The following is an 11,467-nucleotide window of genomic DNA, read 5'->3' on the forward strand; positions in this document are numbered from 1 at the left end:
CGCCCCCCTGTTACCTGCTATTCCCCTCCCCCCCCCCCCCCCCCCCCCCCCCCCCCCCCCCCCCCCCCCCCCCCCCCCCCCCCCCCCCCCCCCCCCCCCCCCCCCCCCCGGCACGCAACCGTGGGGTGTTACGCCCGCGGCTTCTCGCGCATCTCGTACGTCGCGATGACGTCGTCGACCTTGATGTCGTTGAAGTTCCCGAGGTTGATACCGCCCTCGAAGCCTTCGCGGATCTCGGTGACGTCGTCCTTGAAGCGACGCAGACCCTCGATGGTGAGGTTCTCCGCGACCACCTTGCCGTCGCGGATGAGGCGGGCCTTGGTGTTCCGCCTGACCTCGCCGGAGCGGATGAGGACACCCGCGATGTTGCCCAGCTTGGACGACTTGAAGACCTCGCGGATCTCCGCCGTGCCGAGCTCGACCTCCTCGTACTCCGGCTTGAGCATGCCCTTGAGGGCCGCCTCGATCTCCTCGATCGCCTGGTAGATGACCGAGTAGTAGCGGACGTCCACGCCCTCGCGCTCGGCCATCTGCGCCGCGCGGCCGGCCGCGCGGACGTTGAAGCCGATCACGATGGCGTCCGAACCCATCGCCAGGTCGATGTCGGACTCCGTGACCGCACCGACGCCGCGGTGCAGGACGCGGATGTCGACCTCTTCGCCGACGTCCAGCTGGAGCAGCGAGGACTCGAGGGCCTCGACCGAACCGGAGGCGTCACCCTTGATGATCAGGTTCAGCTGCTGGACCTCGCCGGCCTTGAGCACCTTGTCCAGGTCCTCCAGCGACACGCGGCGCGTGCGCTTGGCGAACGCGGCGTTGCGCTCACGGGCGGCGCGCTTCTCGGCGATCTGACGGGCCGTGCGGTCCTCGTCGACCACGATGAAGTTGTCGCCCGCGCCCGGGACGTTGGTCAGGCCCAGGACCTGGACCGGCGTCGACGGGCCCGCCTCGGTGACGTTGTTGCCGTTGTCGTCGAGCATGGCGCGCACGCGGCCGTAGGCGTCGCCCACCACCATCGTGTCGCCGACCCGCAGGGTGCCCCGCTGGACGAGGACGGTCGCCACGGCGCCGCGGCCGCGGTCGAGCCGGGACTCGATCGAGATGCCCTGCGCGTCCTGCTTGGGGTTGGCCCGCAGGTCGAGCGAGGCGTCGGCGGTGAGGATGACGGCCTCGAGGAGGCTGTCGATGTGCAGACCCTGCTTGGCGGAGATGTCGACGAACATGGTGTCGCCGCCGTACTCCTCGGCCACCAGGCCGTACTCGGTCAGCTGACCGCGCACCTTGGTCGGGTCCGCGCCCTCGACGTCGATCTTGTTGACCGCGACGACGATCGGCACGTCGGCCGCCTTGGCGTGGTTGAGCGCCTCGACGGTCTGCGGCATGACGCCGTCGTTGGCCGCGACGACCAGGATCGCGATGTCGGTCGACTTCGCACCGCGGGCACGCATGGCGGTGAACGCCTCGTGACCCGGGGTGTCGATGAAGGTGATCTTGCGATCCTCTTCGTTGACCTCGGTCGTGACCTGGTAGGCACCGATGTGCTGGGTGATGCCGCCGGCCTCGCCCGAGGCGACGTTGGTCTTGCGGATGGCGTCGAGGAGGCGGGTCTTGCCGTGGTCGACGTGACCCATGACGGTGACCACCGGCGGGCGGACCACCAGGTCCTCCTCGTCGCCCTCGTCCTCGCCGAACTCCAGGTCGAAAGACTCGAGCAGCTCGCGGTCCTCCTCCTCCGGGCTGACGATCTGAACGTTGTAGTTCATCTCGTCGGCGAGGAGCTGGAGCGTCTCGTCGGAGACGGACTGGGTCGCGGTGACCATCTCGCCGAGGTTCATCATGACCGCGACGAGCGACGCCGGGTTGGCGTTGATCTTCTCCGCGAAGTCGGTGAGCGAGGCACCGCGCGACAGGCGAATGGTCTCGCCGTTGCCGCGGGGCAGCATCACGCCGCCGACCGACGGGGCCTGCATGGCCTCGTACTCCTGGCGCCTCTGCCGCTTCGACTTGCGGCCGCGGCGCGCGGGACCACCGGGACGGCCGAAGGCGCCCTGCGTGCCACCGCGGCCACCGGGACCGCCGGGACGGCCACCGAAGCCGGGACGGCCACCGCCGCCGCCGAAGCCGCCGCCACCGGGACGGCCGGCGAAGCCGCCGCCACCACCGGGACGGGCGCCACCGCCGCCCGGACGGCCGGCGAAGCCGCCGCCACCACCGGGACGGCCGGCGCCGCCGGGACGACCCGCACCGGCCGGACCGCGGCCGCCGGGGCCGGGACGCGGGCCGGCAGCGGGACGCTGCGGCATCATGCCGGGGTTCGGACGCGGGCCGCCGGGACGGGGACCGCCCTGCGGACGCGGCATCGAGCCCGGGGTCGGGCGCGGACCGCCCGGAGCCTGCGGACGCGGGCCGCCGCCGCTCTGGCCGCCGGGGGCCTGCGGACGCGGACCGGCACCGGGGGCGCCGGGGCCGGGACGCGCGCCCTGCGGGCGGGGCGCCTGCGGACGGGCCATGCCGGTGGAGCCACCGGAGGTGAAGGGGTTGTTGCCGGGACGCGGGCCGGCCGGGCGGGCGCCCGGACGCGGTGCGGCGCCACCGGGACGCTGACCCTGGCCGGCCGGACGGCCCTGGCCGCCCTGGCCCTGGCCGGCGGGACGACCGCCGGGCTTGGGGGCACCGGGACGCGCGCCGGGCTTGGGACCGGACGGAGCCGGAGCCGAGGGCGGGGCCTGGAACTCCGGGGCCGCCGGAGCCGGACGCGGCGCGGGCCGCGGACCCGGCGTCGGTCGCGGACCGGGGGTCGGCGCGGGCGCCGACGGGGCCGCGGGCGACGGCTGGGCCGCAGCGGGCTTGGGTGCGGCCGGCGGCTTCGGGGCGGCCGGACGCTCACCCGCCGCCTTGGCGGCGCGGGAGGCGCCTCCCGCCTGCGCCGGAGAGGGCGCGGCGGGCTTGGGGGCCGCCTTCCTGGGCGCGCCGGGCTTCGCGGCGGACTTGCCGTTGCCCCCGCCCTGCTGGAAGGCGTCGGTCAGCTTGCGTACTACGGGCGCTTCGATCGTCGAAGACGCCGAACGGACGAATTCACCGAGTTCCTGGAGCTTGGCCATGACGACCTTGCTCTCCACACCGAACTCCTTGGCGAGTTCGTATACCCGGACCTTAGCCACTTCGCTCCTTTGAGGTCCGGGTTGCGTCCGGACCGTCGCTAGTTCATGGGCGTACTCATCGCGTACTCATCGAGTGCTCATCGCAATCTCGACCTGCTTTCGACTCGCGAGGTACCAGACCGCACGGGGGCTTCCGTGCGGCACGTTTCTTGCCGTGTTGCCGTCAGTCGCTGTCAGCAACCTTGTGCCCGTTCGACGCGGTGGCGCAACGCCTTTACGTCGAGCGGTCCCGGAACGCGCAGCGCCCGGGGGAACGCCCTGCGGCGCACCGCCTGGTCGAGACAGACCTGGGCGGGGTGTACATAGGCGCCCCGGCCGGGCAGCGTACCGCGAGGATCGGGGACGCACGCGCCCTCGATCGCCACGATCCGCAGCAGCTCGCTCTTGAACGCTCGCTCCCGGCATCCCACGCAGGTGCGCTCAGGGCATGCGCGGATACGTGTCCGGCCAGACACTCCTCAGTCTACCTCCCCGGACCGACCTCACCCCTGGGGGGCGAGGATCGGACGCGTGCCGCGTGCGAACCTGTCGTGATCTCAGCGGCCTGCGGCTCGGATCTATTCCCCGGCCTGCTCGGTGTCCGGCCGGATGTCGATGCGCCAGCCGGTCAGGCGGGCGGCGAGGCGGGCGTTCTGCCCCTCCTTGCCGATCGCCAGCGACAGCTGGTAGTCCGGCACGGTCACCCGGGCGGACCGGGCCGCCATGTCCACGACCTCCACCTTGGAGACGCGGGCCGGCGACAGCGCGTTCGCCACCATCTCGGCGGGGTCGTCGGACCAGTCGACGATGTCGATCTTCTCACCGTTCAGCTCGGCCATGACGTTGCGCACCCGGCCGCCCATGGGGCCGATGCAGGCGCCCTTGGCGTTGAGCCCGGACCGGGTGGACCGGACGGCGATCTTCGTGCGGTGACCGGCCTCACGGGCGATCGCGGCGATCTCCACGGAGCCGTCGGCGATCTCCGGCACCTCCAGGGCGAACAGCTTCTTCACCAGGCTGGGGTGCGTGCGCGACAGCGTGACGGACGGGCCGCGCACGCCCTTCGCCACCCGGACGACGTAACTGCGCAGCCGCGTGCCGTGCGGGTAGCTCTCGCCCGGGACCTGCTCCTGCACCGGCAGGATGGCCTCCAGCTTGCCGATGTCCACCAGCACGTTCTTCGGGTCGCGGCCCTGCTGGACCACGCCGGTGACGATGTCGCCCTCGCGGCCGGCGTACTCGCCGAGCGTCGCGTCGTCCTCGGCGTCGCGCAGGCGCTGCAGGATGACCTGCTTGGCCGTGGTGGCGGCGATGCGGCCGAAGCCGGACGGGGTGTCGTCGAACTCGCGGGGCTCCTGGCCCCCCTCGAGGTCCTCGGGGTCCTCCTTCGCCCACACGGTCACGTGCCCGGTCTTCCGGTCCAGCTCCACGCGCGCCTGCCGGCGGCTTCCCTCGGTGCGGTGGTAGGCGATGAGGAGGGCCGACTCGATCGCCTCGACCAGCAGGTCGAAGGAGATCTCCTTCTCCCGTACCAGGCCCCGCAGGGCACTCATGTCGATGTCCACGGCTACGCCTCCTCTTCCTTCTCGTCGTCCTTCTTGTCGGACGCGTCGTCCTTGCGGTTGAACTCGACCTGGACGCGCGCCCTGGTGATGTCGTCGAAGGCGAGCCTGCGCGCGGTGGCCCTGCGGCCCTTCACCCCGGGCACCTCGAGGTCGAGGCCGTCGTCGGCGACCGCGAGGATCCTGGCGACCAGTTCGCCGCCCTCGGCCAGCTGGAACCGCACCAGGCGGCCCGTGGCGCGCACGTAGTGCCGGTGCTCGGTGAGGAGGCGCTCCGCACCCGGGGTTCCCACTTCGAGGGTGTACTCCCCGTCGCCCATCGCGTCCGTCTCGTCGAGCTCCGCCGAGAGCGCGCGGCTCACATCGGCGATCCGGTCCAGGTCCGCACCGGTGTCGGAGTCGACGACGACGCGCAGCACACGCCGGCGGCCGACCGAGTCCACGGCGATCTCCTCGAGGTCGAGGCCCTGTGCCCTGACGAGCGGTTCCAGAAGTTCTCGAAGCCTCTCGCTCTGGGTGGTGCTCATCCGGGTGACTCCTCGGCCGCGTGTGCTGTTGTGGGATGGGGCGCGTGTCTGGTCAAAGGGTATCCGGTCGCGGAGGGTGTTGCCGTCCACCCGGTCACGGAGGGTGCCGTTGGCCGCTGCCGGGCGGGCGCCCGGGTACCGTGATCACGGGCCGAGGGCCCCTCCGGTGCCTCCCCGCCGTCCGCTCGCCGGGCGGGGCCGCCGGCGGACCCCGGGCCCTCCTCCCGTCGCCCCGTCCGTACCCACCCCCGAGGACGTCCGCCGTGCCGTTCCCCCCGTCCTTGCGCGTCCGTCCGGGACCGCGCAGAAGGAACCTGCTCGCCGCCGCTCCGGCGGTCCTGCTGGCGGCGGGCTGCTCCGCCGGCCCCGAGCGCCCCGGCTCCGCCGGCGGCGGCCGCCCCTCGGCCGCCGACCGGGTGCGCGCGCGTGCGGCCCTGGACAGCCGGGGGCTGGCCGCGCGGTACGACGCGGTCGCCGCCGCGCATCCGGGGCTGGCCCCGCGGCTGGCCCCGTTGCGCGCGGCGGTCGTCCGGCACGCGGAGGCGTTCGGCGGTGCGGCGGAGGCTCCGGCGCCTTCCGGGACGGCGCCCTCCGCCCCCGCCTCCGCCTCGGCCGCCGCCCGGAGCGCCGCCGTGCCGGCCGGGGAGAAGGAGGCCCTGGCCGAACTCGCCGCCGCGGAGCGGGAGGTCGCCGACCGGCGGACCCGGGCGCTGGTGGACGCGCCGGGCGAGCTGGCCCGGCTGCTGGCCTCGGTGGCGGCGGCCGGCGCGGCGCACGTGTACCTGCTGACGGAGGGAGCACGGTGAGCGAGGCGCACGAGGCGGAGGACCGGGAGCTGCGGGCCCTCCAGGCGGCCCTGGCGGCGGAGCACGCGGCGGTGTACGGCTACGGGGTCGTCGGGGGGCGGATCGGCAAGGAGCGGCGCGCGGAGGCGCGTACGGCGTACGACGCGCACCGGGCGCGCAGGGACGCGCTGGTGCGCGAGGTGAGGGACGCGGGGGGCGAGCCCGTCGCCGCGGCCGCGGGGTACGCGCTGCCGTTCCCGGTGCCGGACGCCGCGGCGGCGGTGCGGCTCGCCGCGGAGCTGGAGGACCGGGTGGCCGCGGTGTACGCCGATCTGGTGCGCGACGGCGGGGGCGCGCGGCGCCGGGGAGCCGCCGAGGCGATGCGGGAGGCGGCGGTGCGGTCGGCGCGGTGGAGCGGCGGGAGCGTAGCCTTCCCTGGGCTCGCCGAACGGGCCGGCCCGGCCTCGGGCACCCCGGCTCCCCCGCCGGCGGAGTGACGGGACGGCGCACACCGCGTACAGCACGAAGGGAGCGACTCGCGCATGGTCTTCGAACCGCCGCAGCGTCTGGTGAGGGCGCTCGGTGAGACGGCTCCGGACGGGGACGGCTGGCTGGAGAGGCTGCCCGAACTGGCGCGGCAGGCCGTCGCCCGGCGCGAGTTGACGGTGGAGCGGGTGCAGGTGCCCGGAGGGCGCAGCAGCCTGGTCGTGCTAGTGCGGACGGCCGACGGCACGCCCGCCGTGCTGAAACTGGCCCCGCGCCGGGCCCGTCCGGAGAGCGAGCGGGCCGCGCTGGCCCACTGGGGCGGCCGGGGAGCGGTGCGGCTGCTGGAGCCTCCCCCGGACCCCCGGTTCCCCCCGGACACGGGGGAACCCCCGTCCACCGGGGGCGTCCTGCTGCTGGAGCGGCTGCACCCGGACGTGTCGGTGCGGTCGCTCCCGGAGGCGCGGGCGCTGCTGGAGGCGGCGGAGACGTTGCGCAGGCTGTGGGTGGAACCTCCGGAGGACCACGTCTTCGAGACCGTCGCCGAGCGGACCGGGCGGCAGGCCGAGGCGATGCGGGCGGGCGCGGCGTCCGATCCGGAGGTGGCGCCGCTGGTGGAGGCGGCGCTGACGGCCCGCGAGGAGCTGCTGGCCGCGCCGCCCGAGCAGCGGCTGCTGCACGGCACGTTCCGGCAGAGCAAGGTGCTCTCCGGGGGGCGGTTGCCGTGGCTGGCGGTGGGCCCGGACCCGGTGGTCGGCGAGCACGCCTTCGACCTGGCCCGGCTGGTCCGCGACCGCGTGGAGGACCTCATCGCCCAGCCCTCCGGCGCGGCGACCACCCGCCGCCGGGTGAAGCGCCTCGCGGAGTCCCTGGAGGTCGACCGGGAACGCCTGCGCGGCTGGACCCTGTTCCGCGCGGTGGAGTCGGGGGTGCGGGCCCGCCGGGTCGGCCGCGCGCAGGACGCGGAACTGCTGCTGGAGTTCGCGGGCTGGCTCTGAGGGCGCCGGCCGGGCAGCGGCCCGGAGCGTCGTGCGCACGGGTGGCCGGTGGCCGGGCGGACGCACCCTTGCCGGTCGCGCGGGCGGGGGCTCGACGATCGGGCAGGGCGCGTCCGGAGGAACCGGCGACGCGCCGTTGTGCTCCCGGGGCGCGCGGCTGGGACCGCCCTCGGGCCTCGCCGCTCTCGTCGTCCGGGCGGTCACGGCACGGGCCCGGCTCCGGTGCCGTGACCGCCCCGGAGCCGGGCCCGGGACGGGCCGTTGCGGGGCCGCCTCCGGCGCGGGCCGTGGTGCGGCCCCGCGGGCGGGGCGACCGCCGTCCGGGGCCGGTCATAGACGTCCGGAGCCGGCCCCGGCCCTCGTCAGCGAGCGGTCAGGCGGGCGACCGCCTCCTCGACGGTCAGTTCCTCGCGCTCGCCGGTGCGGCGGTCCTTGAGTTCCACGACGCCCTCGGCCGCGCGGCGGCCGGCGACCAGGATCCGGGGGACGCCGATCAGCTCGGAGTCGGTGAACTTCACGCCCGGGGAGACGCCGGGGCGGTCGTCGACCAGGACGCGGACGCCGGCCGCGGCCAGCTTCTCGGAGACGTCGAGCGCGAGCTCCGTCTGGAGGGCCTTGCCGGCGGCGACCACGTGGACGTCGGCCGGGGCGACCTCCTGCGGCCAGCACAGGCCCTTGTCGTCGGCGGTCTGCTCGGCGAGGGCCGCCACCGCGCGGGAGACGCCGATGCCGTAGGAGCCCATGGTGACGCGGACCGGCTTGCCGTTCTGGCCGAGGACGTCGAGCTTGAGGGCGTCGGTGTACTTGCGGCCCAGCTGGAAGATGTGGCCGATCTCGATGGCGCGGTCGAGCCTGAGGCCGGTGCCGCACTTCGGGCAGGGGTCGCCCTCCTCGACCACCACGACGTCCACGTACGCGTCGACCTCGAAGTCGCGCCCGGCGACCACGTTCTTCGCGTGGGTGTCGGCCCGGTTGGCGCCCGTGATCCACGCGGTGCCCGGTGCCACGCGGGGGTCGGCGATGTAGGTCACCTTGTCCAGGCCCTGCGGGCCGACGTAGCCGCGCACCAGGTCGGGGCGGGCGGCGAAGTCCGCCTCGGTGACCATCTCCACGACGGCCGGGGCGAAGTGCGCCTCGACCTTGCCGAGGTCGACCTCGCGGTCACCGGGGACGCCCACGGCGACGATCTCGCCGTCGACCTTGACCAGCAGGTTCTTCAGCGTGGCCGAGGCCGGGACGCCGAGCTGGGCGGCGAGGGTCTCGATGGTCGGGGTGTCGGGGGTGGGGATGTCCTCGGCGGCCGGGACGCCGGAGGCGTCGACCGGCTTCAGCTCGTAGGCGATCGCCTCGGTGTTCGCGGCGAAGTCGCAGTTCGGGCAGTCCGCGAAGGTGTCCTCGCCGGCCTCGGCCGGGGCGAGGAACTCCTCGGACTTGGAGCCGCCCATCGCGCCGGCGGTCGCCGCGCAGATGCGGTAGTCCAGGCCGAGGCGCTCGAAGACCCGCTGGTACGCCTGGCGGTGCAGGGCGTAGGACTTCGCCAGGCCCTCGTCCTCCAGGTCGAAGGAGTAGGAGTCCTTCATCAGGAACTCGCGGCCGCGCAGGATGCCGGCGCGGGGACGGGCCTCGTCCCGGAACTTGGTCTGGATCTGGTAGAGGATCACCGGCAGGTCCTTGTAGGAGGACGCCTGGTCCTTCACCAGCAGGGTGAAGATCTCCTCGTGGGTGGGGCCGAGGAGGTAGTCGCCGCCCTTGCGGTCCTGGAGGCGGAACAGCTCGGGGCCGTACTCGTCCCAGCGGCCGGTCGCCTCGTAGGGCTCGCGCGGGAGCAGCGCGGGCAGCAGCACCTCCTGGGCGCCGATGGCGTCCATCTCCTCGCGCACGATCCGCTCGACGTTGGCGAGGACCTTCTTGCCGAGGGGCAGCCACGTCCAGATGCCGGCGGCGGTGCGGCGCACGTAACCGGCGCGGACGAGCAGCTTGTGGCTGAGGACCTCGGCGTCCGCCGGGTCGTCGCGCAGCGTCTTCGCCATCAACTGGGACATGCGCTGGACCGGTGCGTTCGCCATGGTTCTCGTACTCCTGCTGCGTCTAGGTGATGTCAGGAGGTTAGCCGGGCGGGACGGGAGGGCGGAAATCGGTTATCCGCGAAGGAGCGGCAGGGGGGCGCCCATGACGGCGTACGGCTTGACGGCGCTGGGGAAGTGGACCTGCCGGGCGAGGTCCCGGTAGCCGAGGGAGCGGTAGAGGCGGCGGGCGGGGCTCTCGACGTCGATGGCGGAGAGGATCGTGCGGGGTTCGTCGGCGCCGTCGGTGATGGTCGTGATCAGGGCGCGGCCGATGCCGTGCTTCTGGTGGCGCGGGTGGACGTGCAGCTCGGTGATGACGAAGGAGTCGTCGAGCCAGTCGTCGTGGCCCTGGGCGCGCAGGTAGGGCTCGACGACGGTGGACCACCAGTGGGCGCGGTCGTTGGGCATGCCGTAGACGAAGCCGACCAGGCGGCCCTTGACGGTGGCGCCGAAGGCCCTGGCGCCCGGGAAGGTCATGTGGCGCAGCACGATCTGCCGTCGTACGGCCACCTCGTCGGGGCCGAGTCCGAAGGCCACCGCCTGGACCGCCAGCGCCGCGTCGACGTGGGCGGGGAGGTCGAGGGGGCCGATCACGATGTCGTCGGGGCGGGAGGGGCCGTGACCGGGAAAGTGCAGCATGCCGGGAGACTACAGGGGGTTGCCGTGGGGCAGAACGGTGCTGCGGACCGGTACGGGGCCACGGCGTGCGGCGCCCGGCGCCGTCCGGCGGGCGGCCGCCGGAGCGTGTTCAGAACAGCACGCTCATGAAGGCGCCGATCTCCCGGAAACCCACCTTCCGGTACGTCCGGCGGGCGGGGGTGTTGAAGTCGTTGACGTAGAGGCTCACCAGGGGGGCGACGTCCGCCAGGGCGTAGCGCAGGACGGCCGCCATGCCGGGGGCCGCGACACCCGTGCCCCGGTGTTCGGGAGCCACCCAGACGCCCTGGATCTGGCAGGCGCGGTCCGTCGCGGCGCCGATCTCGGCCTTGAAGACGACCTTGCCGTCGGCGTCGAAGCGGGCGAAGGAGCGGCCCGAGCCGACGAGTTCGGCGACCCGGGCCTGGTAGAGCAGTCCGCCGTCGCCGGCCAGCGGGGAGACGCCGACCTCCTCGGTGAACATCGCCACGCACGCCGGCATGATCGTCTCCAGCTCGTCCTTGCGGACGCGGCGCACGTAGGGGTCCGGGGTGACGGCGTCGGGCAGGCGGTCGGCGACCATGAGGGGCTGGTGGGCGCGGACCTCGCGGGCCGGGCCCCACTGGGGTTCGAGCAGCCGCCACAGTGCGGCGGTCGGGCCGGCCGGCCCGACTATGGAGGAGCAGCGGCGACCCGCCCGGCGGGCGCGGTCGGCGAAGGCGCGGACGGCCCTCGGGGTGGCGCAGATGGGGACCAGGTTGGCGCCGGCGTAGCACAGGGACGTCAGCGCGCCGCCCTCGTACCAGCCCCACATCTCGCCGCCGAGCCGCCACGGGTCCAGGCCCGCGGCCCGTACCCGGGCGGTCACGAAGGCGTTCGCCACCGGCTCGCGGTCGAGCACGGCGAGTGCGGCGTCCAGGTCGCTCGGTTCGAGGACCCGGGATGTGGTCTGCGTCAACACGCGCGGGGCCTCACACACTGGGGTCTGCTGATTTCCGCACTGTACCCGCGCAGCTCGTGCGGCGCCGCCCTGCGGAGGGCGGCACCGGTTCCGAAGGCGCCGCGGGCCGGTGTGCCGCTTGCGGGGGCTCGCGCCCCCGCCCCCCGCTCAGGCCCCGGACGGGCCTCCTCCTCACCTGCCGGGCGGACGTCCCGGTGCCGGCCGGTACCGGGACGTCCGCCCGCGTCCCGGTACGTCAGCCCGCGACCGAGACCTCCGGTTCGCCGGAGGCCACGCCGTTCTTTTTCCTCTTTTCCGCGATCTTTCTGG

The 11,467-nt window shown here is 74.4% G+C and carries 10 protein-coding genes; 3 read left to right on the forward strand and 7 right to left on the reverse strand.

Features of this window, described 5'->3' with window-relative positions:
• Window positions 1-128: 128 nt before the first annotated feature.
• The 4 genes from infB to rimP all read right to left on the reverse strand — a co-directional run bounded on the left by infB (window position 129) and on the right by rimP (window position 5,229).
• Window positions 129-3,161, reverse strand: coding sequence for a translation initiation factor IF-2 (gene infB / locus ACZ56B_RS25380; RefSeq protein ID WP_468795024.1), 3,033 nt, complete (start codon window positions 3,159-3,161; stop codon window positions 129-131).
• A gap of 173 nt (window positions 3,162-3,334) precedes the next feature.
• The gene (locus tag ACZ56B_RS25385) at window positions 3,335-3,616 is read right to left on the reverse strand and encodes a YlxR family protein (protein WP_468795027.1); all 282 of its coding nucleotides are present in this window, start codon (window positions 3,614-3,616) and stop codon (window positions 3,335-3,337) included.
• A gap of 102 nt (window positions 3,617-3,718) precedes the next feature.
• Entirely contained in the window at window positions 3,719-4,705 is a 987-nt protein-coding gene (gene nusA / locus ACZ56B_RS25390; RefSeq protein ID WP_468795030.1) for a transcription termination factor NusA, read from the reverse strand.
• Window positions 4,706-4,707: 2 nt separating this feature from the next.
• Window positions 4,708-5,229: a ribosome maturation factor RimP gene (gene rimP, locus ACZ56B_RS25395; RefSeq protein WP_468795033.1), complete on the reverse strand. Its 522-nt coding sequence runs from the start codon at window positions 5,227-5,229 to the stop codon at window positions 4,708-4,710.
• Between the two features lie 263 nt (window positions 5,230-5,492).
• Between rimP and ACZ56B_RS25400 the strand changes: the two genes are divergently transcribed.
• The 3 genes from ACZ56B_RS25400 to ACZ56B_RS25410 are packed head-to-tail and all read left to right on the forward strand — an operon-like array spanning window position 5,493 to window position 7,495.
• Window positions 5,493-6,035 (forward strand): hypothetical protein, encoded by a 543-nt coding sequence (locus ACZ56B_RS25400; protein WP_468795036.1) that lies wholly within the window; start codon window positions 5,493-5,495, stop codon window positions 6,033-6,035.
• Window positions 6,032-6,511, forward strand: a complete 480-nt coding sequence (locus ACZ56B_RS25405; RefSeq protein ID WP_468795039.1) for a ferritin-like domain-containing protein — start codon at window positions 6,032-6,034, stop codon at window positions 6,509-6,511. Before ACZ56B_RS25400 ends, ACZ56B_RS25405 begins: the two co-directional genes overlap by 4 nt.
• 45 nt (window positions 6,512-6,556) lie before the next feature.
• Window positions 6,557-7,495: an aminoglycoside phosphotransferase family protein gene (locus tag ACZ56B_RS25410; protein ID WP_468795042.1), complete on the forward strand. Its 939-nt coding sequence runs from the start codon at window positions 6,557-6,559 to the stop codon at window positions 7,493-7,495.
• Window positions 7,496-7,857: 362 nt separating this feature from the next.
• Here ACZ56B_RS25410 and ACZ56B_RS25415 read toward each other — a convergent pair whose 3' ends face one another.
• The 3 genes from ACZ56B_RS25415 to ACZ56B_RS25425 form a co-directional block, all read right to left on the reverse strand.
• Window positions 7,858-9,561, reverse strand: coding sequence for a proline--tRNA ligase (locus ACZ56B_RS25415; RefSeq protein WP_468795045.1), 1,704 nt, complete (start codon window positions 9,559-9,561; stop codon window positions 7,858-7,860).
• 72 nt (window positions 9,562-9,633) lie between these two features.
• Window positions 9,634-10,200 (reverse strand): GNAT family N-acetyltransferase, encoded by a 567-nt coding sequence (locus ACZ56B_RS25420; RefSeq protein WP_468795048.1) that lies wholly within the window; start codon window positions 10,198-10,200, stop codon window positions 9,634-9,636.
• Window positions 10,201-10,309: 109 nt separating this feature from the next.
• Window positions 10,310-11,158 (reverse strand): GNAT family N-acetyltransferase, encoded by an 849-nt coding sequence (locus tag ACZ56B_RS25425; RefSeq protein WP_468795051.1) that lies wholly within the window; start codon window positions 11,156-11,158, stop codon window positions 10,310-10,312.
• Window positions 11,159-11,467 lie beyond the last annotated feature (309 nt).

Source organism: Streptomyces sp. NPDC034670 (genome assembly GCF_055574875.1).

Bases quoted from the DNA above. Each gene is read 5' to 3' on its own strand.
- ACZ56B_RS25420 (WP_468795048.1), bottom strand. From the start codon at position 10,200: ATGCTGCACTTTCCCGGTCACGGCCCCTCCCGCCCCGACGACATCGTG.
- rimP (WP_468795033.1), bottom strand. From the start codon at position 5,229: ATGAGCACCACCCAGAGCGAGAGGCTTCGAGAACTTCTGGAACCGCTC.
- ACZ56B_RS25415 (WP_468795045.1), bottom strand. From the start codon at position 9,561: ATGGCGAACGCACCGGTCCAGCGCATGTCCCAGTTGATGGCGAAGACG.
- ACZ56B_RS25410 (WP_468795042.1), top strand. From the start codon at position 6,557: ATGGTCTTCGAACCGCCGCAGCGTCTGGTGAGGGCGCTCGGTGAGACG.